Below are 21,271 nucleotides of genomic sequence, written 5' to 3' on the forward strand. Positions count from 1 at the left end.
CCTCACGCACAGCTACCGCCTACCGCCTACTGCCCACCCCCCGTGGGCAGTAGAGGACGCTCCTACCGCCCGCCTACTGCCCACACACCCGCCTTCATCAGCGGGTTGGGCAGTAGGCAGTAGCCACTAGGCAGTAGGCGGTAGGCAGTAACCCCGCACACGTACAGCCACCATCCGCCCGCCGGCGGCACCACCACCGGCGCCGCCGGCCCGCCCTGAAACGGGGACCCCCGTGGCCGTCACCCTCTCGCTCGTCGTCCTCTTCGGCGTCGTCCTGGCCGTCCTGCTCCGCACCCGCCACCTTGGCGCCGGCGCCGCCACCGTCGCGGCCGGGTTCGGGTTCTTCCTCGCCGACACCGGAGCCTCCGACGCCATCCACACCTTCGTGGCCACCCTCGTCGGCTCCATATCCGGACTCTGACCAATCTCCCCCGAAGGAGATCGCTGTGCCCTATGAACCCACGAACGCGAGCACCACCGCACCCGCCCGCTACGGCGCCCCGATCCTCTACCCGACCGCGATCCGCCAGCCCGCAATGCCGCTCGCGGAACTCCCGCCCGGGGTCGAGATGGTCACCCTCCCCGGCGGCTACCGCACCCTCGCCTACACCCACCCCCAGCCCACCGCCCCGGCCCCCTCGCCGGTCGGGCAGCCGGTTCCGGCGTGGGCGAAGACGACCGCGCTCCTCGCCCCGACCCTCGGCGGCGGGATCGCCGCAGCCGGATTCGGGATCTCCTACGCCGCCCCGGGACTGATCGCCATGACCGAAGCCCTCTGGGCCGCCATCGCCCTCATCGCCGCCGGAACCCTCGCCCCCCTCTTCCTCCGCGCAGGACGCGCGACGAGCGGACGGGGAGGGGCGCCGGTCCAGCACGTCACCCAGAACATCACCGCCACCGGCCTCTTCGGAAAGGCCACGGGCAGCATCAACCAGCGCTGACCACACGGGCCGCGAACTGTTGCCGACGACAGTTCCCCTTAGCTCGGATCGGAGGCCTTCCCATGTCTCAAGCGAGGCTGATCATCGTTCCGCTCTCGTTCAGCGAGGCATGCGCGGCGATCGCCCGCCTGCATCGCCACCACCAACCGCCGCAGGGCTGGAAGTTCGGGTGGGGCGTCGAGACCCCCGATGGCCGCCTCGTCGGTGCGGCATCCGCAGGACGCCCTGTCGCCCGCGCGCTGTGGGACGGCTTCACCCTGGAGGTCACGAGGGTCGCCACCGACGGCACCCCCAACGCCTGCTCCGCCCTTTACGCAGCTGCCTGGAGGACCGCCTCCGCAGCCGGATACCAGCGCCTTGTCACCTACACCCAGCACGGCGAGTCCGGCACCAGCCTGCGCGCGGCCGGCTGGCGCCTCACAGCAGTTCTGCGACCTCGAAGGGGCTGGGATACCCCCTCTCGCCACCGTCAGGACCACGGCACGGACCGGGTGGGCCGCTACCTCTGGGAGCAGTCACGCGAGGCGGCACCACCCCTGCCGCTGGCCGACCTGCGTAACGCAATCCGTAACGAAATCGGGTGTCGAGCCGACGGCTGCACTCAGCCCCTCACACGCTCACCGCGGGGCCGCCCCGCCCTCTACTGCTCGCCTGCCTGCCGCGTCCGTGCCTACCGCGCACGAAGTGCAAAGACCAACTGATCTCGCAAGCACCCCGGATACGACGAGAGCGGCCCCTTCTCACGCCAATGAAGCGGGGCCGCTCTCTTCCAGAGCGCACTGGAGGAATCCAGCATGACCCACACGACCGACATCCGGCGAGAGGGCCACCGGCCCGCCTTACTGGACCTGTTCTGCTGTTCCGGCGGAGCTGCCATGGGCTACCACCGCGCCGGATTCAACGTGACCGGCATCGACATTGCTCGCCGGCCCCGCTACCCGTTCCCCTTCCGCCAGGGTGACGCCCTCACCGTCCTCACCGACCTGATCACGTCCGGGGAGATCTCCGCCTATTCGGCGATCCACGCCTCTCCGCCCTGCCAGGACGGATGCGCGCTCACCGTCGGCACCAACCGCGCCATGGGCTGGGGCCGCACCCACGTCCAGCTCATCCCCGAACTGCGGGTGCTCCTGGACGTGTCCGGCCTGCCGTACGTGATCGAGCAGCCCACCGGAAAGGCCCCCGTCCGCTGCGACGTCACCCTGTGCGGCGAACAGTTCGGCCTCGGAGTGCTCCGCCACCGGAACTTCGAACTCGGCGGCTGGACCACCGGCCAGCCTCAGCATCCCCGGCACCGCGGCTACGTCCGAGGCTGGCGCCACGGCGTCTACCGCGACGGTCCGTACGTCGCCGCCTACGGCTCCGGCGGAGGCAAGGGCACCATCTCCGAGATGCAGGCCGCGATGGGTATCGACTGGACCGACGTCCGCGAGGAACTCACCGAGGCCATCCCGCCCGCGTACACCGAATGGATCGGCCGCGCGTTCCTCGCCCGCACCCCGGCCGGGGCGGTGGCCTTGTGAGTGCCGACAACTTCCCCGCAGTCAATTGTGACGGACCCGACTGCTGCAACGCGACCCACCACCCCCTCGCGCACACCGTCACCGAGGTACGCCGGATCCGTCGCGAGATCGGGTGGCGAACCCGTCCTGGCGGACGCGACCTCTGCCCGTCCTGCTGGAAGGCAGGGCACCGATGATCCCGACCCACGCCAAGGGGCACCTGCGGACCGCACTCTGGCTCGCTGAACTGGCGATCCCGGTTCTGCCCCTGCGCGCGAGCAAGTTGCCCGTCGGGAACTGCCCGGCCTGCACCAACTCCTTCTGTGGCGACCGGCCTCACATGAAGGCCGCCGGCCCCTGCCGGTGCCCGGCCCCGTGCCACGGCTGGGCCGCCGCCACCACCGACCCCGACGTCCTCACCTCCCCGGCCTGGGCCCGAGCCTGGCGCCAGGCCGAAGGAGTCGCCTACCACCCCGGCGGCGCCCACCTCACCGTTGTGGATCTCGACCACGCCGACGCCGTGGCCTGGGCCCGCGAGAGCCTGCCCGCCACCAAGGTCGTGACCACGACGCGCGGGGAGCACTGGGTCTACCGGGGCGCCATGCAGTCCGCGAACAAGGTCCGGCCCGGCGTCGACATCAAGTCGCGCATGCAGTACACGCGCTGGTACGGCCCCGGCACCGGCCCCATCACGCTCCTGCCGGACATCGTCCGGGCGCTTGTCGTCAAGGAAGAGTCCACCCGCCCCCTTCGTGGGGAGGTGGACTCTTCCTCCCCGGCCCGCGCGACCTGGGACCGGTCGGTGGCCACCGGCTGCCGCCACACCGACACCTTCGTTCGTACCGGCCTGGACCGGGGTCTGGCCCGGATCGCAGCCTGCCGCGAGGAAGGCGCCGGCAGCACCGCGTACGGCGTCGCACGGTTCCTCGCCAACCAGCACACCGGATGCCCCGGCCCCTGCGCACTGGACACCCTCGGACAACAGGTCATCGACGCGGCCGTCGCCGTCGGCGTGCCCAAGGCGTACGCCGAACGCGCCGTCCAGCGCGGCTTCAACACGGTGACGGTGAGGACCTCGTGACCACCGGCCCCCGTCCCGCCGAACATGCCCCCACCCCGGACGAGCGTGGTGCGCCGAAGGTCGTCGCCGAAGGCGTCCGTTCATCTGTTCGCCCTGGCCCGCGCGGGGATGACGGGCGCCGCCCCGTCGCCTGGCTCCACATCACCGCCCCCGGCCGCGGGGTGACCCCGTCGGTGCGGTCCTGGTGCGTGTGCGGGCGGGACCTGTTCGCCGCCGGGCAGGCCCGGGCACTGGCCCTGATCGCCGATCACGAGCAGCACCGCACCGCATGCGCCCGCATCAACACCAACGTCAACCAGGAAGGGAAGGCCGCCTGATGAGCGACCACAAGCCCCAGGCCGCACCCATCGACGGAGCCGCCCTGCTCAATGAGGTGGAGGCCTTCCACCGCAGGTTCAACATCTTCCCCCGTGAGGCCGCCTACGTCGCCGTCACGTTGTGGGACGCGCATGCGCACCTACTTGACGCCTTCGACGCCACCCCGCGGATCGCGTTCCTCTCCCCGGAACCCGGCTCCGGCAAGAGCCGCGCCCTGGACGTGATCGAGACCCTCGTGCCCAACTCCATGGCGGCGGTGGACGCATCGCAGTCCGCGCTGTTCCGGTCCGTCGCCGGCATCGAAGGGGAACGGCCCACGATCCTCTTCGATGAGATCGACACGATCTTCGGCCCCAAGGCCGCGGGGGACGAGAACCTGCGCAAGTTCCTCAACGCCGGTCACACCCGGGGCCGGAAGATGTACCGGTGCGTCGGGGACGGCGCCAACCAGACCGTGGAGGGCTTCCCCGCCTACTGCGCCGTCGCCCTCGCCGGTCTCGGCTCCCTGCCCGACACCGTCTTCAGCCGCTCCGTCATCATCCGCATGCGCAAGAAGGCCCCCAACGAGTCCTGCCAGCCCTGGCGGGAACGCATCCACAAGAAGCAGGGCAACGCCCTGCGCGACCGACTCGCCGCCTGGGCCGAATCCGTCCGAGAGCAGGTCACCGGGTCCTGGCCCACCATGCCCGACGGCATCAGCGACCGACCGGCCGACGTGTGGGAGCCCCTCCTGTCCGTCGCCGAAGCCGCGGGAGGCGACTGGCCCGAGCGGGCCCGCGAAGCCTGCCTGGAGCTGGTCACCGCCTCCAAGGAGAACGACGCCTCCTCCCTCGGGATCCGCCTGCTGATCGACCTGCGCGACCACGTCTTCCGCGGCCAGGAACGGATGCCTACCGCCGCCATCCTCGAATGCCTCCTGCGCATGGACGACGCCCCCTGGGCCGACATGGACGGCAAGCCCCTCACCTCCCGAGCCCTGTCCCAGATGCTCGGCCAGTACGTCACCTCTACCAACAAGCCCATCAAGCCCCGCGGGATCCGAGTCGGCTCCGCCACCCCCAAGGGCTACTACGCCGAAGACCTCGCCGACGCCTGGGCCCGCTACTGCCCCCCTCACCTCCAGAAGTCCGCAACATCCGCCACAGCCGCCACACCGCAGGTCAGAGGGGGTGAATCTGTGGCGGATACCGCCACAGCCATCCGCCACACGCACGCGGAAACCGCCACACCGCTCTTCCCCGTCGCCAGCTAACCCCCACGACCATCGGTGCCGCCACACCAGCGTGTGGCGGCACCGATCCGCCACAAAATCCCGATCCGCCACAAAACCAGCCCGCTGACCAGCGATGTTGCGGCGTGGCGGCTGTTGCGGATCCCCCAGAGGGGCCAAGAGGCCCCGAAGCCTTTGCCGAGGAGGCACCAGCAGTGACCGCCGCAACGAACTCCACCGCACCCGTCCTGTGCACCGTGAAGGACGCCGTCGTACTGCTTCGGCTCGGTCGTTCCACCGTCTACGAGCTGATGTCGTCCGGCGAGCTGCCGTTCATCAAGCTCGGCCGGGCCCGCCGCATCAAGCGCGCCGACATCGACGCGTTCGTCGCCCAGCTCCCGCCTCAGTCCGTCTGATCTCAGCGCCACCCACGGGCGGCCCCCGGGGACTTGCCGGGGGCGGCCGCCTTCCGCATGCAGGAGCACCGAGGAGCCCATGAGCACCCGCAAGCCGAACATGGAGTCGTCCATCTACCTTGGCAGTGACGGGTGGTGGCACGGCCGCGTCACAATGGGCGTGAAGTCCGACGGAGGGCCCGACCGGCGGCACCGCCGGGCCAAGACCGAGACCGCCGTCGCCAAGAAGGTCCGCGAGCTGGAAAAGCTGCGCGACGAGGGCCGCGCCACGAAGGCCGGGCGGAAACCGACCGTCGCGGAGTGGATGGACACCTACCTGTCGACCATCGCGAGCCTGAAGCTCAAGCCGCGGTCGCTGGACGACTACTGGTCCAAGACCCGCAACGACATCGTCCCGGGGGTCGGCAGGCACCGTCTCGACAAGCTCGCTCCGGAGCATCTGGAGGTGATGTACGCGGCGATGCTGGAGGAGGGGCACGCCGCCTCGCACGTGCTGAAAGTGCACCGGATCCTGTCCCGGGCCCTGAAGATCGCGCACCGTCGCCGGATCATCAACGAGAACGTCGCCACCCTCGTGGACCCGCCCTCCGTGGACGAGACCGAGGCGAATCCGTTCTCGCGCACCGAGTCGAAGGCGTTCCTCGCCGCCGCCGCGGAGCGTCCGACGTTCATGCGCTGGGCGATCGGGGTCGGCATGGGCTTTCGGCAGGGCGAGGCGCTGGGCCTGCGCTGGTCGTACGTCGACCTGGAGCACGGGCTGTTCCACCCCGCCTGGCAGCTCCAGCGGCTCACCTGGAAGCACGGATGCCGGGACGCGCAGGCCTGCGGGGCTCGGCTCCACCGGTTCGAGCCGTGCCCGCCCGGCTGCTCGGCGCACAAGGGCTACGTCCGCGGCTGCCCGCCGCCGTGCCCGAAGACCTGCCGTCGGCATGCGAGCGCCTGCCCGGACCGCAAAGGTGGGGGTCTGGCCTTCACGCGGCCCAAGACGAAGAAGAGCCAGAACCCCGTGCCGATCCCGCCGCCCTTCCTGCCATACCTCTTGGAGCACAAGGCGCGGCAGGAGGAGCAGCGCCAAGCCGCCGGGGAGCTGTGGGAGGAGTGCGACGCGGTGTTCACCCGCGACGACGGTCGACCGCTGGACCCGCGGGCCGACTGGCAGGAGTTCAAGGACCTGCTGGGCGAGGCGGGCATCAGCAACCGCCGCCAGCACGACGGAAGCCGTCACACTGCGGGCACGATCCTGAACGAGCTGGGGGTGGACATGCCCACGATCATGGAGATCCTCCGGCACACCCAGATCAGCCAGACGCGGCGCTACGTGAAGGGCCGCTCCGAGCTGTCCCGCGAGGCGATGCGGCGGATGGGAGAGGCGTTCATGCCGGGTCCCGCGCCCGTTCCCGCACCGGCCCCGGGACCCCCGTCTGAGACCAGAACTGAGACAGGAAGCACCCGCGCCGCCCGCGCCCGGCGCCGCCGCAAGACCCGCTGAAACAGGAAATCCCAGCTCAAAGAAGATCTGAGCTGGGATTCCGGCGGGGCCCCCTGTCGGATTCGAACCGACGACCTACGCATTACAAGTGCGTTGCTCTGGCCGGACTGAGCTAAGGGGGCGTGGGCCACCCGCGTTGCCGCGCGTGAACCGCCATCACTCTACACAGCGGCCGATTCCACGGGCCATCGCGTAAAAGGGGCCCCGGCGCTCCCACCGGGGTGTTGTGTCACGAGGCCACCGGATAACCCGTCGCCCTCGCCGCCTCCAGGGCGCGCTCCGCAACGGCGGCCGGGTTCAGGGCCAGGGCCACCGCTCCCGACAGGGGGCGCAGGGCGAAGACGTGGCGGACCGCGTCCAGGTCGACGGGGCGTTCGTAGTAGTCCGCCGCGAAGTCCCGGTAGGCCTCAGGGGTGCCCGCCGCGAGCACGTCGAAGAGGAAGTCCGCGCCGTCGGCGAACCCGCGAGCCCCGTCGGTCGGCATCTCCACCGGGCCCGTGTGCCAAGCGGTGTCGCCCGCCTCTCGCCAGAAGACCACCGTCGCGCGCGGGACGGGGCCCGCGCCGAGGTCGTCGCAGAACGCCGGTTCCGTCACGTACGGGCGGAAGGCCTCCGGGACCGCGTCCACCAGTCCCGGCCAGGGGGCCTCGTCCTCGTCCGCGTACGGGCTCATCACGGACTCGTGCGCGAAGCCGCGCGCGTACGCCCCGGCGTCGGAGAAGACGATGGCGTAGTCGTCACCCGAGCCGTTGTCCATCAGGGCGACCTGCTCACGGTCCGACCACGCCGGGGCGTACGAGAAGTGGCCGTACACGGGGTCCATCACCGCCTCCAGCGCGGCGAGCGCCCGGCAGCGGTCGCGCAGGGTGGGGACGTCGGGGAGGGCGGTGAGGAGGTCGCGAACGGTCATGGCGGAAGGAAACCAGGCCGGGCCGACATTCGCGGGGTGCGGGTGCTGACAGGAGGCTTCGGGGCGGGTAGCGTCGGGCGCAGTCCGGTCCACTGGACTAGACCTTCCACTCGGATCGTCCGGCACGTTCCTGCCGGTAGAAGGGATTCACACCCATGGCTTCTGTGACTTTCGACCGCGCCACCCGCCTCTACCCGGGCGGTGACAAGCCCGCCGTCGACCAGCTGGAGCTGGAGATCGAGGACGGCGAGTTCCTCGTCCTCGTCGGCCCCTCCGGCTGCGGCAAGTCCACCTCCCTGCGCATGCTCGCCGGCCTGGAGGACGTCAACGGCGGCGCCATCCGCATCGGCGACCGCGACGTCACCCACCTGCCGCCCAAGGACCGGGACATCGCGATGGTGTTCCAGAACTACGCGCTGTACCCGCACATGACCGTCGCCGACAACATGGGCTTCGCGCTCAAGATCGCCGGCGAGGACAAGGCGACCATCCGCCGCAAGGTGGAGGAGGCCGCGAAGATGCTCGACCTCGTCGAGTACCTCGACCGCAAGCCGAAGGCCCTCTCCGGCGGCCAGCGCCAGCGCGTCGCGATGGGGCGCGCCATCGTCCGCAAGCCGCAGGTCTTCCTCATGGACGAGCCGCTGTCGAACCTCGACGCCAAGCTCCGCGTCTCCACCCGCACGCAGATCGCCGCCCTCCAGCGCAACCTGGGCATCACCACGGTCTACGTCACCCACGACCAGGTCGAGGCCATGACCATGGGCGACCGCGTCGCGGTCCTCAAGGACGGGCTGCTCCAGCAGGTCGACACCCCGCGCAACATGTACGACCGCCCCGCGAACCTCTTCGTGGCCGGGTTCATCGGCTCCCCCGCCATGAACCTCGTCAAGGTCCCGATCACCGACGGCGGCATCAAGTTCGGCGACAGCGTCGTCCCGGTGTCCCGCGAGGCCCTGTCGGCCGCGTCCGCCGCCGGCGACACCACCGTCACCATCGGCGTGCGCCCCGAGCACTTCGACGTCGGCGACACGGGCGGCCTGACCATCACGGTGAACGTCGTCGAGGAACTGGGCGCCGACGGCTACGTCTACGGCAGCACCGCGCTCGGCATGGACAAGACCCCGCAGGACATCGTGGTCCGCGTCGGCGGCCGCCAGGTCCCGGAGAAGGGCTCGTCCCTCCACCTGGTGCCCCGCCCCGAGGAGATCCACGTCTTCTCGACCTCCTCGGGCGCCCGCCTCTCCGGCTGACCCGACCGTCCGGGCCGTCCGACCAGACGGGCCGGCCGACCAGACGGACCGGCCGACCAGACGGACCGGCCGACCGGCACCCGTACGCACCATCGTTGAAGGGGCGTCCCACCAAGGGGCGCCCCTTCTTCGGCAGTTGTGGCGCCGGCTCCGCAAAACCCCGGCAGATCGGGCCATTCGGCCGCACCCGTCAACCCCATATTCGAAAAGCCACGTCGAACCATCCCCCGAGCGGGTGACTAAATGTCGCCAAATCTTCACCGAGCGCTACTCTCGCCTTCGTGACCCACACTGCCCGCCGTATCGGCCGTTCCCTCGCCCTGGTCCTGCCCGTCGTCCTGGTCCTGTCCGGGACGCTCGCGGTCACCATGGTCCCCTGGGCGGACAACACGCCCTCACAGATCCTGACCGCCTCCGCCGAGGACGTCTCCGTCCCCGCGAAGCCGCGCGCCGCGCAGGACGTGCTGCGCGACAAGCTGCTGGGCGAGCTCCAGCAGGGCGAGGAGCCGGGCGACGTCCTCACCCACCTCCAGCAGGAGGTCGACAAGCGCCCCTCGCTCGCCGACCACTGCATGGGCATCGCCCGCGCCATCGGCCGCGCCGCCGTGGACGCCTACGGGCCCACGAAGGCCCAGTCGTTCGCCCGCCCGGTCTGCGACACCTCGTACGCGACCGGCGTCGCCTCGATGGGCTGAACCGACGCCGCGCCTGCCACCGCCGGGGCAGGGGCCGTCCCTACGCTGGCCGGCATGACCGAAGTTCCCCCCGCACCAACCCAGTCCACCGACTACGCGGCCGCGTTCCCGGCCTCGCCCACCCAGGCGGTCGTCCTGGCGGGCGGCCAGGGTTCGCGGCTGCGGCCGTACACCGACGACCGGCCGAAGCCGATGGTCGAGATCCCGGGGACGGGCGTGCCGATCATCGGGCACCAGCTGGCCTGGCTGGCCGCCGAGGGGGTCACCGACGCCGTCGTCTCCTGCGGCCACCTCGCCGACGTGCTCCAGGAGTGGCTGGAGCGCACCCCGTTGCCGCTGCGCGTCACCACCGTGGTCGAGGAGGAACCGCTCGGCCGGGGCGGCGGCCTCAAGTTCGCCGCACGCCGGCTGCCCCATCCCGACCGGCCCTGGTACGCGACCAACGGTGACATCTGGACCCGGTTCTCGCTGCGCGAGATGGCCGCCTTCCACACCGAGCGCGGGGCCACCGCGACACTGGCGCTCGCCCGCCCGCGCATTCCGTGGGGGGTCGTGGAGACCAACGAGTTCGGGCAGGTCCTGGACTTCATCGAGGCCCCGCCGTCGCCCTACCCGGTCAACGCCGGCGTGTACGTCTTCGCCCCCGAATTCGCCGCCCTGCTACCCGACTTGGGCGACCACGAACGCACCACCTTCCCGCGCCTGGCCCGCGAGCGGCGCCTCGCGGGCTTCCCGCTGCCCCAGGGCGCCTACTGGCGGGCGATCGACACCGCGAAGGACCTCACCGAGGCCGCCCGCGAACTGGCCGCCCAAAGCCCCGCCTGAGCCGCCCGAAGCCCGAGCCACCCGAAGCCCCGCCCAAGCCCGAGCCGCCTGAAGCCCGGGACACATGAAGCCCCAAGCCGCCCGAGCCCGCCAAGGCCTCACCGCGGCCCCCGCGCCCACGCCGAAGGGCCCGGCACGCTTCCCGCGCGCCGGGCCCTTCCCTACGTACGCCTTCCCGCCCGGCCTCAGCCGAGCAGACCGCCCACCAGACCGGGCTGCTTGGCCGGAGCCCCGCCACCGCCGCCGGTGCTGCCGTTGCCACCGCCACCGCGCCCCGACGGGGACGACGGCGGCTGCTGCGCACCGGACTGCTTCGGGGCGCTGCTGCGCGGGCTCTGCCCGCTGCCGCTGCTGCCCTTGGTGGCGCTCGGCGCCCCGGCGCCCGCGCCGGCGCTCTCCTTGGAGGTGGAGCCGCTCGCGGTGCGGGCCGGCTTCGACGGGGACCCGGAGGGCGTCGCCGAGGGCGAGGCGGACCGGGTGGGCTGCTGCTTCGCCGGGGCCGAGGGCTGCTTGCCCGTGGCCTGCGGCAGCGGCGTGCCGGGGAGGTAGTTGCTCGGGGCCTCGCCGGGACCGGGCACGGTCACCACGGTCGTCGAGCGGACGGCCCCGCCCAGCAGGGAGCCGATGAGCAGGGTGAGCCCGCACACGATGGTGGCCATCACGGCCCCGCGCCGCAGGACGCGGCGGCGCAGCCGCCAGATCTCGGTGCGGGGGCCGAGCGTGCGCCAGGCCTCGCCCGCGAGGCGTCCGTCGAGGGAGTAGACGGGCGCGCCCGCGATGATCAGCGGGCTCCAGGCGGCCAGGTAGATGATGTCGGGCGCGTCGTAGGCCGGGACGGTCTTCCAGCTCACCGTCATCAGCAGGGCGGCGGAGAGCAGGGCGCCGATGCAGCCGGCGAAGCGCTGCCACAGCCCGAAGACGGTCAGGACGCCGACGATGACCTGGAGGAAGGCCACGGTCAGGCCCGCCCCCACCGGGTGCGCGATCGCGAAGTCGCGCAGCGGTTCGGCCAGGGCCCACGGGTGCAGGGTCTGCAACCAGGTGACCATGGAGCCGCGCTCGCCGCCGTCGAAGTAGACGGGGTCGCACAGCTTGCCCATGCCGGCGTAGACGGAGATGAAGCCGAGGAAGACGCGCAGCGGAAGCAGCACGACCCCGAGGTTCATCCGCCGGCCGGGGTAGTAGGAGGCCTGGCCGCGGGCGTCGGTGCCCGCGCGCCGGGTGTCCCGGCCGCCGCCCGGCCCGTCCTGGCGATCGCCGTACGGGGAGTCGTACGCCTCGTGGTCCTCGTCGTACGCCCCGTGCGGCAGGTCCCGTACGGGGGCCATCGCGCGGGTGTCGTCCGCGTCGCCGTAGCTGCGCTGGCCGATGACGGTGGGGCTCGCGAGGGTGTCCTCGGCGAGGTCGTGCGCGAGGTCGATCCGGGGGATGGTCTGGGTGGCCCCTCCGTCGTACTCGTCGAGGCCGCGCCCGGCGTCCCGTACGGCCTGGAGGAGACCTCCCATGGCCGCGGCGTCGCCGGGGGCGGACTTGCCGCTCCACACGACGGGCCTGCGGCGGGTGGCTCCGGCGGCGGCGAGGACGGCCGCGCCCAGCACGGGCGCGCGACCTCCGGGGGCGTTCGAGGGCTTGGAACGCGCGCTCGGGCTCGGTGCGAGCCGCACGCGGAAGCTGGCGTGGTTGACGATGACCTGTGCGGGGTCGCACGGCACCTTGACCATGCTCAGCGCGGGCTGGTCGTCGAACCCTGACGTTCTGGTGTCCACACTCATCTAACCGAGTGATCAGTGTTTAGGACACTGCCTTGACAGCAGGGATGTGTCCGAGGCCCGTCAAGATCCCGTCGGACGTGGCGAGATGGAACCAATGTTCGGCAGGAGATCGCCATCTGGTGGGAGAAGCAGGGGAGTTGTGTCAGCCGGTCATCTGGGGGGAGCCGCACATGTCCCACCGCGCGTCCGAACAGGATCAGTCAGGCGAACCGCAAGAGCCGTCCGCGCGGGCGGAGGACCTGCCGGCCGATGACCCGAACGGCCCCCCGCGAGGACTCGTGTTACCGGCGCAGCGGGCGCCCAACCAGCTGGTCTTCAGCGACCTCACCGACTCTCCGGTGATGGCCCAGGCCCTGGACGCGCTCAACGGGCCGACGACCGCTCGGATCGCCAACTGGTTCTCCCAGCAGCCCCGCGTCCTACAACGGCTCGACGCGGCCGAACCGGCCCCGAGCCTGAGCAGTTCCGCCACGCCACCCGGTCCTGGCACCGGGAACTGCCCCGCGGCTTCGGGACCAGCGGTCTGGACGATCCGGCGAACGCGGCCAAGGAGCTGCGCGAGGGGATCGGGGCGGCGGTGCGGGAGCTGATCCCGCTGGGCGTGCTGCACCCCGACACGGGTGTGCTCGGCGACCGGGTGCTGCTGTACGCGGCACGGATCGACGGGATGGGCGAACTGGCGCACGGCGAAGGCATCCGCAGCGCGCTGACCGTGCCGTTCGCCGAGGCGGAGGCGATGGTCGCGGACGGCCGGATCACCGACGCCTTCACGATGGCGGCCCTGCTGCGCGCCCGCCTCGCGGGCCTGGGGACCTGACCCCGGGGTCCCGGGACCCCGGCCCGTCGCGGGGGCGCCCCTGGGGGCGGCCCCGCGACGGGCCGGGTCGGGTCGGGCGTTCGGGCGCGGATCAGGTGCGCGGGGCCACGGCGCGGCGGCGGGCCGCCTCGTAGAGGACGACGCCCGCGGCGACACCGGCGTTGAGCGACTCGGCGCCGCCCGGCATCGGAATGCGGACCAGGACGTCGCAGTTCTCGCCGACGAGGCGGCCCAGTCCCTTGCCCTCGGAGCCGATCACGATGACGACGGGGCCGCCCAGCGCTTCGAGCTCGTGGACCTCGTGCGTGCCCTCGGCGGCGAGGCCGACGATGGTCATGCCTTCCTTCTTGTAGTCCTGGATGGCGCGGGTCAGGTTGGTGACGCGCGAGACCGGGGTACGGGCCGCGGTGCCGGCCGAGGACTTCCAGGCGCCGGCGGTCATGCCGGCGGCGCGGCGCTCGGGAACGACCACGCCGTGGCCGCCGAAGGCGGAGACGGAGCGGATGATCGCGCCGAGGTTGCGCGGGTCGGTGATGCCGTCGAGCGCGACGATGAGGGGGTCCTCGCCGTTGTCGTACGCGGAGGCGGTGAGCTCGTCCGGGAGCGAGTACTCGTAGGGCGGGACCTGGAGGACCAGGCCCTGGTGGTTCAGCCCGTTGGTGAGGCGGTCGAGCTCGGGGCGCGGGGCTTCCATCAGGTTGATGTTGCCGCGCTCGGCCGCGAGCTGGAGGGCTTCGCGGACGCGCTCGTCGTTGTCGATGAACTGCTGCACGTAGAGGGTCGTGGCGGGAACGCCGTCGCGCAGCGCCTCGAAGACCGGGTTGCGGCCGACGACCATCTCGCTGGTGCCCTTGGGGCCACCGCGGCGCGGGGCGGGACGGCGCTTGGCGGCCTGGCGGGCCATGGCGTTGCTGATGCGGTTGGCCTTGTGCTTCTTGCGGTCCTCGGCCTTGGGCGTGGGGCCCCTGCCTTCCAGGCCCTTGCGCCGCTGGCCACCGCTGCCGACCGTGGCGCCCTTCTTGTTGGACGTGCGGCGGTTCCTGCGCTGGCTGTTCCCGGCCATGACCTCTACCTGTTTTCGTTGGTGCTGCGATATGTACGTATGAAGAGTGTGCCGCCCGGATCGCCGGGCGGCACAGTCGGACTGCTCCGGTGGGCCCTGTCGGTCGTACGCGCCTAGCGCGGGCCGAGGGTCCAGCGGGGTCCGGTGGGGCTGTCCTCGATGACCAGGCCGGACTGCTGGAGCTGGTCGCGGATGGCGTCGGCGGCGGCCCAGTCCTTGCGGGCCCGGGCGGATTCGCGCTGGTCCAGGACGAGGCGTACGAGGGTGTCCACGGCGCCGTGGAGGTCCTCTCCGCGGTCGGATTCGCCCACCCATTGCGGGTCGAGCGGGTCCAGGCCGAGCACGCCCAGCATGGCCCGCACCTCCGACAGACGGGCGATGGCCGCGTCCTTGTCGTCGGCGGCGAGCGCGCTGTTGCCCTGGCGGACGGTGGTGTGGACGATCGCGAGGGCCTGCGGGACCCCGAGGTCGTCGTCCATCGCCTCGGCGAAGGACGGGGGGACCTCGGCGGCGGCCTCGACGGGGCCGCCCGCCTTCTCGATGACGCGCTGGTAGAAGCCCTCGATGCGGGCGAAGGCGGACTCCGCCTCGCGCAGGGCCTCCTCGCTGTACTCGATCATCGAGCGGTAGTGGGGGGTGCCGAGGTAGTAGCGGAGCACGATCGGACGCCACTGCTTGACCATCTCGGAGACGAGGACCGAATTCCCGAGGGACTTCGACATCTTCTCGCCGGCCATGGTGACCCAGGCGTTGTGCACCCAGTACTTCGCGAACTCGTCGCCGAAGGCCCGGGCCTGGGCGATCTCGTTCTCGTGGTGCGGGAAGATCAGGTCCAGGCCGCCGCCGTGGATGTCGAAGGCCTCGCCGAGGTACTTGTGCGCCATGGCGGAGCATTCGAGGTGCCAGCCGGGACGGCCGCGGCCCCAGGGGGTCTCCCAGGAGGGCTCGCCGGGCTTGACGGACTTCCACATCGCGAAGTCGCGCGCGTCCCGCTTGCCGGTCTCGCCGGTCGACTCCGGCTGACGGATGTTGTCGAGTTCCTGGCGGGAGAGCGACAGGTAGCCGGGGAAGGACTTCACGTCGAAGTAGACGTTGCCCTCGGACTCGTAGGCGTGCCCGCGCTCGATGAGCCCGCGCATCATCTCGACCATCTCGGTGACGTGCCCGGTCGCGCGCGGCTCGTAGGTGGGCGGCAGGCAGCCGAGGGCGCCGTAGCCGTCGTTGAAGGCCCGCTCGTTCTCGTAACCGATGGACCACCAGGGGCGGCGCTGCTCGGCCGACTTCGCGATGATCTTGTCGTCGATGTCCGTGACGTTGCGGATGAAGGTGACGTCGTAGCCGCGGTAGGCGAACCAGCGGCGCATCATGTCGAAGTTGAGGCCGGAGCGGATGTGCCCGATGTGCGGTGCCGCCTGCACGGTGGCGCCACAGAGGTAGATCGAGACGCAGCCCGCGACGAGCGGGGTGAAGTCACGGATCTGCCGGGCGCTGGTGTCGTACAGGCGAATAGTCACGGCATCCAGGGTAGTGGGCCTCTAGCAGTGCCCCGCGACCCTTTGGGCACGAGGGTGACACTTTCCTCCGAAGACGTGACACGAGGGGTCTCGGGTCACGTCTGTGGCGGGTGGTTTCCGGCTGTTCGTCCCCTACGCGGACGCGCGGTGGACGAGGGCGGTGGCGATGGCCGCGAGCCCTTCGGCGCGGCCGGTCAGCCCCAGGCCGTCGGTGGTGGTGCCGGAGACGGAGACGGGGGCGCCCGCCGCGGCCGCGAGCGCCTTCTGCGCTTCTTCGCGCCGCTTCCCGATCTTCGGACGTACGCCGATCACCTGGATCGCGATGTTGCCGATCTCGAAGCCCTCGGCCCGGACGATGCGCGCGGCCTCGGCCAGCAGCGTGACGCCGGAGGCACCGGACCACTCGGGCCGGGAGGTGCCGAAGTGCGCGCCGAGGTCGCCGACGCCGGCGGCGGAGAAGAGGGCGTCGCAGGCGGCGTGGGCGGCGACGTCACCGTCGGAGTGCCCGGCGAGCCCGTCCTCCCCCTCCCACAGCAGCCCGGCGCACCACAGCTCGCGGCCGACCTCGAAGGCGTGCACGTCGGTGCCGATGCCGACGAGCGGCATGACGGGACGCGGGGCCCCGGCGGGGGCGGCGGCTTCAGTAGACATCGGTGGCCCTCCTGCGGGCGAGTACGGCCTCGGCGAGGACCAGGTCGAGCGGGCGGGTGACCTTGAAGGCCTCCTCGTGGCCCGGGACGACCACGACGGTGCCCCCGGTGCGCTCCACCATGCCGGCGTCGTCGGTGGCTCCCTCGCCGCTGACGGCGATGGCCTCGTGGGCGCGCAGCAGGGTGGCGAGGTCGAAGCCCTGCGGGGTCTGCACGGCGCGCAGCCGGGCCCGCTCGGGCGTGGCGACGACCGGCTCGGGCTCGCCGGGCCGGGTCGCGGGCTCGACCTCCTTGACGGTGTCGGCGAGCGGCAGGGCCGGCACCACGGCCGGGGCGCCCTGCCGGACGGCCTCGACGACGGCGTCGACGGTCTCCACGGGGACCAGCGGGCGGGCCGCGTCGTGGATGAGTACGGAGGTCACGTCGGCCGGGAGCGCGTCGAGGCCGGCGCGCACCGACTCCTGGCGGGTCTCCCCGCCGGGCACGACCAGGACCTCGGTGCGCTCGGGCAGCGCGTGCTCGTCCAGCATCTGGCGCACCTCGGCGGCGCCGTCGGGCGGTGCGACCACCACGACGAGCGACACGGCGCGGGAGCGGGCCATCGCCCGGACGGCGTGGATGAGCATGGGCGTCCCGCCGAGGGTCCGCAGAGCCTTGGGCGCTCCGGGGCCCAGGCGCACCCCGCGACCGGCGGCCGGGATGACGGCGGCGGTCCGGTGGGGGCGCGATCCGTCGGGGCGCGATACGTCAGACATCAGTAGCTCCGAGCCAGGTTTGTGACTTCGGCCGACATGGGTATGGCCTGGAGGGTGCCGGGTAGGAGTCCAGACATGCCGCAGCGCCCGGCAACAGCCCTCTCGTGGAGGAGAGGGCGTGTCATCGGGCACCGCGGCACAACTGGCACAACTGTTGCGACGGGCACAACGATTGTGATGGGGTCAACGCGTCAGGACGCGAGAACCTCGTCGAGGAGGGCCTCAGCCTTGTCCTCGTTGGTGTTTTCGGCGAGCGCGAGCTCGCTCACCAGGATCTGGCGCGCCTTCGCGAGCATGCGCTTCTCGCCCGCGGAGAGCCCGCGCTCACGCTCACGACGCCACAGGTCACGCACGACTTCGGCGACCTTGATGACATCGCCAGAAGCGAGCTTTTCCAGATTTGCCTTGTAGCGTCGGGACCAGTTCGTCGGCTCCTCTGCGAACGGTGCGCGAAGCACCTCGAAGACCCGGTCCAGCCCTTCCTGGCCGACTACGTCGCGAACGCCGACGAACTCCGCATTGTCCGCAGGCACACGAACCGTCAGGTCGCCCTGGGCGACCTTGAGCACCAAGTAGGTCTTGTCCACGCCTTTGATCTGACGAGTCTCAATGGCCTCGATCAGCGCGGCCCCGTGATGGGGATAGACCACGGTGTCGCCAACCTTGAACGTCATGTGACAGGTACCCCTTCCGTGGCTATCCAGGGTAACACGAGAACTGACTGTTATGAATGGCGTTTTCGCAGGTCAGAGCACATCTCGGGGCTTGACAACAGCGACACGATCGTGCTGCGAAGGGCTCACGGAAGCGGGTATTCGCAGGTCGGAGGCGCTGTGCGGACCGGGCGAAACGGCCACGTTACACCTGGAGGAGGAGCCCACCAGTGTGCCGTACGTCCCGTTTTGCCGGGTTTCATGGCGCGAAACCGGCGTACTCCGTTCGACTGGCGGCCACGCGTACGCAGTCGGTTCCGGCCCAATCGGGAATTGATCACGGGGCGATGTTCGAGGGAATCGGGAAATTGATCACCGGGCGGTGCCGGAGCGAAATCCGGAATGCAAGATCGCGGGAGCGCCGCAGCACGGTGCGCGCCCTGCGGAGGGTCGGGTGCGGGGGCGGGGCGGCGGCTCGGTAACCTAAGCCCGCTGACACACCCTTAGGGCGGCTTTACCTCGGCCGTCCCGAGAGCCCACCCTCCCGTCCGTACGTCCTAGGAGATGCCGCCGCCGTGAGCCGCAGCCTTCGACGCGGCGCCCTCGCCGCTTCCGCCGTCGTGTTCTCGCTCGCCTCGCTCGCCGCGTGTGGTGCGGGAACCGACGCGCAGACTCTAGAGATCAAGCCGGACAACGCCGCCGTCACCAAGGGCGACATCAAGGTCCAGAACGCACTGGTGATCACCCAGGGCGAGAAGGGCAAGAAGGGCCCGGCCTCGGTCTCCGCGACCGTGTTCAACGCCGGCGCCGCCCCGCAGACCCTCGACGGCATCACCCTCCCGGGTGGCAAGTCCAAGGTCCTCCTGAAGGGGGCCGAGGGCTCGGGCAAGGTCACCGTCCCCGCCGGCGGCTCCGTGGTCATCGGTGGCAAGGGCAACGCCTCCGCCGTCATCGAGGGCGGCAGCGCGGCCGTCGAGCCCGGCAACGCGCAGGAAGTCGTCTTCCAGCTCAGCCGCGCCGGCGACGTCGCCCTGGCCGCCTACGTGGTCCCGTCCACCGGCATGTACGCCGGCTTCGGCCCCACCGAGGCACCCGCCGCGGCCCCGAGCCCGTCGGCCAGCCCGTCCGGCAGCGCGTCGGGCACCCCGTCCGGCAGCCCCTCCGGTTCCCCAGCGGCCGGCGCCACCGCGTCGGGCTCCGCCTCGGGCACCCCGTCGGGCTCGCCCTCGCGCAGCGCGGGCCACTGAGCCCATCGGCACGCACGAGGAAGGCCCCCGACCACTTCGGTCGGGGGCCTTCCTCGTACCTCTTCGCTCGCGCGGGTCGGCTTACGGCTCGTCCGTGCGGCCGAGCCGGCGTCCGTCGTCGGCCTACGGCTCGAACTTGTAGCCCAGGCCGCGGACCGTCACGAGATAGCGCGGCGCGCCCGGGTCCGGCTCGATCTTGGCGCGCAGGCGCTTGACGTGGACGTCCAGGGTCTTGGTGTCGCCGACGTAGTCCGCGCCCCAGACCCGGTCGATGAGCTGCATGCGGGTGAGCACGCGGCCCGCGTTGCGCAGCAGCATCTCCAGCAGGTCGAACTCCTTCAGCGGGAGGTCCACCTTGCCGCCGGCGACGGTGACCACGTGCCGGTCCACGTCCATCCGTACGGGTCCGGCCTCCAGGGCCGCCGGGGTGACCTCCTCGGGCTCGCCGCGACGGCGCAGCACCGCGCGGATGCGGGCGACGAGCTCGCGGGAGGAGAAGGGCTTGGTGACGTAGTCATCGGCTCCTATCTCCAGCCCGACGACCTTGTCGATCTCGCTGTCCTTGGCGGTCACCATGATCACGGGGACGTTGGAGCGTCCGCGCAGCTGCCGGCAGACCTCGGTGCCCGGCAGGCCGGGCAGCATCAGGTCGAGGAGGACGAGGTCGGCGCCGTTGCGCTCGAACTCGTCGAGCCCGTCGGGGCCCGTGGCCGCGATCGCGACCTCGAAGCCTTCCTTGCGGAGCATGTAGGACAGGGCGTCGCTGAAGGATTCCTCATCCTCGACGACGAGCACTCGGGTCACGGAAGGACCTCCGGGGCAGGGATGGGCGTTTCGGTTTCAGGCTGGGGTCGGGCGGGTGCGGGGGCGTCCGTCGGGATCTGCGCGGCCGCCTCGGGCAGGCGCAGGGTGAACGTGGAGCCCTGGCCCTCGGAGCTCCATACCGACACCTCCCCGCCGTGCGAGGCCGCCACGTGCTTCACGATCGCGAGACCCAGTCCGGTTCCTCCCGTGGCGCGGGAGCGGGCCGGGTCCACGCGGTAGAAGCGCTCGAAGACGCGCTCGCGGTCCTTTTCCGGGATGCCGATGCCCTGGTCGGTCACGGCTATCTCGATCAAGTCTCCACCCGGCGCGGTCACCCGGCGCGCGGCGATGCCGACGCGGGTGCGGGCCGGGCTGTAGTTCACGGCGTTCTCGACCAGGTTGCCGAGGGCTGCCGCCAGCTGCCCCCGGTGACCCCATACCCGCAGGTCGGCGGTGCCGCCGGCGGCCATGATGATCTGCTTCGACGTCGCCGTGTGGCGGCACCGGTCGATGGCCTCGGCCACGAGGGTGTCCACCCGCACGGGCTCGGCGTCCTCCAGTGCCTCGTCGTTCTGCACCCGGGAGAGGTCGATCAGCTCCTGCACGAGGTTGATCAGGCGGGTGGACTCGATCTGCATGCGGCCCGCGAAGCGGGTGACCGCCTCGGGATCCTCCGCGGCGTCCATGACCGCCTCGGAGAGCAGGGAGATCGCTCCGACCGGGGTCTTCAGCTCGTGCGACACGTTCGCGACGAAGTCGCGCCGCACCGCCTCGATGCGGCGGGCCTCGGTGAGGTCCTCGACGAGCAGGAGCACCAGCCGGGATCCCAGCGGGGCGACCCGGGCGGAGACCGCCAGGGCCTCACCCCGGCCCGTTCCGCGCCGGGGCAGGTCGAGCTCGATCTGGCGTATCTCCCCGTCGCGGCGGGTGTCGCGGGCCATGTGCAGCATGGGCTCCACGGCGAGCTTGCCGCCGCGGACCAGCCCGAGGGCGTACGCCGCCGAGCTGGCCTTGACCACCGCGTCCCCCTCGTCGAGCACGACGGCGGAGGAGCGGAGCACGGAGAGGACGGTGTCCACACCGGGGGGGAGCACCGCGTTGATGTCGGGGCGCATGGAGCTCCGGGTGGGGCGGGCTTGGTCGCGCTCGCTCCAGCGGAACGCCAGCATGGCGATGACACCGGTACAAAGACCGGCTATCGCTGCAGCTGCGGCGACCGCCGCGTTCACGTCCATGTGTCCAGGTTAAGCAGGCAGAACGACACTTCCACAGCCGTTCGGGTGGCACCTCGAACACTCGTCGCCCAGAGTTCACCCTGACGACGGGGCTGATTCACTTGTGGTGCCGGAGTCGGACGCG

At 71.4% G+C, this 21,271-nt stretch carries 23 protein-coding genes and 1 tRNA gene; 14 read left to right on the forward strand and 10 right to left on the reverse strand.

Annotated features, from left to right (window positions below; all coding sequences use genetic code 11):
- The first annotated feature begins 232 nt into the window (after window positions 1-232).
- The 9 genes from ACIOD1_RS05605 (at window position 233) to ACIOD1_RS05645 (ending at window position 6,957) form a co-directional block, all read left to right on the forward strand.
- Entirely contained in the window at window positions 233-421 is a 189-nt protein-coding gene (locus ACIOD1_RS05605; protein WP_401900289.1) for a hypothetical protein, read from the forward strand.
- 19 nt (window positions 422-440) lie between these two features.
- Window positions 441-941, forward strand: coding sequence for a hypothetical protein (locus ACIOD1_RS05610; RefSeq protein WP_401900496.1), 501 nt, complete (start codon window positions 441-443; stop codon window positions 939-941).
- Between the two features lie 62 nt (window positions 942-1,003).
- The gene (locus ACIOD1_RS05615) at window positions 1,004-1,642 is read left to right on the forward strand and encodes an XF1762 family protein (protein ID WP_401900291.1); all 639 of its coding nucleotides are present in this window, start codon (window positions 1,004-1,006) and stop codon (window positions 1,640-1,642) included.
- Between the two features lie 93 nt (window positions 1,643-1,735).
- The gene (locus ACIOD1_RS05620; RefSeq protein ID WP_401900293.1) at window positions 1,736-2,464 is read left to right on the forward strand and encodes a DNA methylase; all 729 of its coding nucleotides are present in this window, start codon (window positions 1,736-1,738) and stop codon (window positions 2,462-2,464) included.
- Between the two features lie 172 nt (window positions 2,465-2,636).
- Entirely contained in the window at window positions 2,637-3,524 is an 888-nt protein-coding gene (locus tag ACIOD1_RS05625; RefSeq protein WP_401900296.1) for a bifunctional DNA primase/polymerase, read from the forward strand.
- Window positions 3,521-3,841, forward strand: coding sequence for a hypothetical protein (locus ACIOD1_RS05630; protein WP_401900298.1), 321 nt, complete (start codon window positions 3,521-3,523; stop codon window positions 3,839-3,841). Before ACIOD1_RS05625 ends, ACIOD1_RS05630 begins: the two co-directional genes overlap by 4 nt.
- The gene (locus tag ACIOD1_RS05635; protein ID WP_401900300.1) at window positions 3,841-5,094 is read left to right on the forward strand and encodes a DUF3631 domain-containing protein; all 1,254 of its coding nucleotides are present in this window, start codon (window positions 3,841-3,843) and stop codon (window positions 5,092-5,094) included. Before ACIOD1_RS05630 ends, ACIOD1_RS05635 begins: the two co-directional genes overlap by 1 nt.
- A gap of 173 nt (window positions 5,095-5,267) precedes the next feature.
- On the forward strand, window positions 5,268-5,468 hold the full coding sequence (locus ACIOD1_RS05640; RefSeq protein WP_401900302.1) for a helix-turn-helix domain-containing protein: 201 nt from the start codon (window positions 5,268-5,270) through the stop codon (window positions 5,466-5,468).
- A gap of 79 nt (window positions 5,469-5,547) precedes the next feature.
- Window positions 5,548-6,957 carry a tyrosine-type recombinase/integrase gene (locus ACIOD1_RS05645; RefSeq protein ID WP_401900305.1) on the forward strand — a complete coding sequence of 470 codons (1,410 nt, stop codon included), beginning with the start codon at window positions 5,548-5,550 and terminating at the stop codon, window positions 6,955-6,957.
- Between the two features lie 47 nt (window positions 6,958-7,004).
- Here ACIOD1_RS05645 and ACIOD1_RS05650 read toward each other — a convergent pair.
- Both ACIOD1_RS05650 and ACIOD1_RS05655 read right to left on the reverse strand, forming a co-directional pair.
- A tRNA-Thr gene (locus ACIOD1_RS05650) sits at window positions 7,005-7,079 on the reverse strand.
- 107 nt (window positions 7,080-7,186) lie between these two features.
- The gene (locus tag ACIOD1_RS05655; protein ID WP_401900306.1) at window positions 7,187-7,867 is read right to left on the reverse strand and encodes a hypothetical protein; all 681 of its coding nucleotides are present in this window, start codon (window positions 7,865-7,867) and stop codon (window positions 7,187-7,189) included.
- Window positions 7,868-8,022: 155 nt separating this feature from the next.
- Between ACIOD1_RS05655 and ACIOD1_RS05660 the strand changes: the two genes are divergently transcribed.
- The 3 genes from ACIOD1_RS05660 to ACIOD1_RS05670 all read left to right on the forward strand — a co-directional run bounded on the left by ACIOD1_RS05660 (window position 8,023) and on the right by ACIOD1_RS05670 (window position 10,637).
- The gene (locus ACIOD1_RS05660) at window positions 8,023-9,117 is read left to right on the forward strand and encodes a sn-glycerol-3-phosphate ABC transporter ATP-binding protein UgpC (protein WP_365620494.1); all 1,095 of its coding nucleotides are present in this window, start codon (window positions 8,023-8,025) and stop codon (window positions 9,115-9,117) included.
- Between the two features lie 281 nt (window positions 9,118-9,398).
- A complete protein-coding gene (locus ACIOD1_RS05665) occupies window positions 9,399-9,812 on the forward strand; it encodes a hypothetical protein (protein ID WP_365620497.1) in 414 nt (137 codons plus the stop codon).
- Window positions 9,813-9,866: 54 nt separating this feature from the next.
- Entirely contained in the window at window positions 9,867-10,637 is a 771-nt protein-coding gene (locus ACIOD1_RS05670; RefSeq protein ID WP_401900309.1) for an NDP-sugar synthase, read from the forward strand.
- Between the two features lie 185 nt (window positions 10,638-10,822).
- On the opposite strand, the gene ACIOD1_RS05675 is transcribed toward ACIOD1_RS05670, so the two are convergent.
- Window positions 10,823-12,409, reverse strand: coding sequence for a hypothetical protein (locus tag ACIOD1_RS05675; RefSeq protein ID WP_401900312.1), 1,587 nt, complete (start codon window positions 12,407-12,409; stop codon window positions 10,823-10,825).
- A 577-nt stretch (window positions 12,410-12,986) separates the two neighbouring features.
- Between ACIOD1_RS05675 and ACIOD1_RS05680 the strand changes: the two genes are divergently transcribed.
- Window positions 12,987-13,226 (forward strand): hypothetical protein, encoded by a 240-nt coding sequence (locus ACIOD1_RS05680; RefSeq protein ID WP_401900314.1) that lies wholly within the window; start codon window positions 12,987-12,989, stop codon window positions 13,224-13,226.
- Window positions 13,227-13,317: 91 nt separating this feature from the next.
- Here ACIOD1_RS05680 and rlmB read toward each other — a convergent pair whose 3' ends face one another.
- The 5 genes from rlmB to ACIOD1_RS05705 form a co-directional block, all read right to left on the reverse strand.
- Window positions 13,318-14,289 carry a 23S rRNA (guanosine(2251)-2'-O)-methyltransferase RlmB gene (gene rlmB / locus ACIOD1_RS05685; protein WP_365620507.1) on the reverse strand — a complete coding sequence of 324 codons (972 nt, stop codon included), beginning with the start codon at window positions 14,287-14,289 and terminating at the stop codon, window positions 13,318-13,320.
- Window positions 14,290-14,402: 113 nt separating this feature from the next.
- On the reverse strand, window positions 14,403-15,803 hold the full coding sequence (gene cysS / locus ACIOD1_RS05690; RefSeq protein WP_401900317.1) for a cysteine--tRNA ligase: 1,401 nt from the start codon (window positions 15,801-15,803) through the stop codon (window positions 14,403-14,405).
- Window positions 15,804-15,935: 132 nt separating this feature from the next.
- Window positions 15,936-16,454, reverse strand: a complete 519-nt coding sequence (ispF, locus tag ACIOD1_RS05695) for a 2-C-methyl-D-erythritol 2,4-cyclodiphosphate synthase (protein ID WP_365620513.1) — start codon at window positions 16,452-16,454, stop codon at window positions 15,936-15,938.
- A complete protein-coding gene (ispD, locus tag ACIOD1_RS05700) occupies window positions 16,444-17,208 on the reverse strand; it encodes a 2-C-methyl-D-erythritol 4-phosphate cytidylyltransferase (protein ID WP_365620515.1) in 765 nt (254 codons plus the stop codon). The genes ispF and ispD overlap by 11 nt, the downstream gene beginning before the upstream one ends.
- A gap of 191 nt (window positions 17,209-17,399) precedes the next feature.
- Window positions 17,400-17,882, reverse strand: a complete 483-nt coding sequence (locus ACIOD1_RS05705; RefSeq protein WP_206960214.1) for a CarD family transcriptional regulator — start codon at window positions 17,880-17,882, stop codon at window positions 17,400-17,402.
- A gap of 554 nt (window positions 17,883-18,436) precedes the next feature.
- Here ACIOD1_RS05705 and ACIOD1_RS05710 point away from each other — a divergent pair.
- Entirely contained in the window at window positions 18,437-19,108 is a 672-nt protein-coding gene (locus ACIOD1_RS05710) for a DUF461 domain-containing protein (RefSeq protein ID WP_365620518.1), read from the forward strand.
- 123 nt (window positions 19,109-19,231) lie between these two features.
- Here ACIOD1_RS05710 and ACIOD1_RS05715 read toward each other — a convergent pair whose 3' ends face one another.
- Both ACIOD1_RS05715 and ACIOD1_RS05720 read right to left on the reverse strand, forming a co-directional pair.
- Window positions 19,232-19,912, reverse strand: coding sequence for a response regulator transcription factor (locus tag ACIOD1_RS05715; protein WP_030387286.1), 681 nt, complete (start codon window positions 19,910-19,912; stop codon window positions 19,232-19,234).
- A complete protein-coding gene (locus ACIOD1_RS05720) occupies window positions 19,909-21,147 on the reverse strand; it encodes an ATP-binding protein (protein WP_365620521.1) in 1,239 nt (412 codons plus the stop codon). Before ACIOD1_RS05720 ends, ACIOD1_RS05715 begins: the two co-directional genes overlap by 4 nt.
- Window positions 21,148-21,271: the final 124 nt, after the last annotated feature.

The sequence above is a fragment of the Streptomyces sp. NPDC088097 genome, assembly GCF_044741845.1.
In the GTDB taxonomy this organism is placed as follows: domain Bacteria; phylum Actinomycetota; class Actinomycetes; order Streptomycetales; family Streptomycetaceae; genus Streptomyces.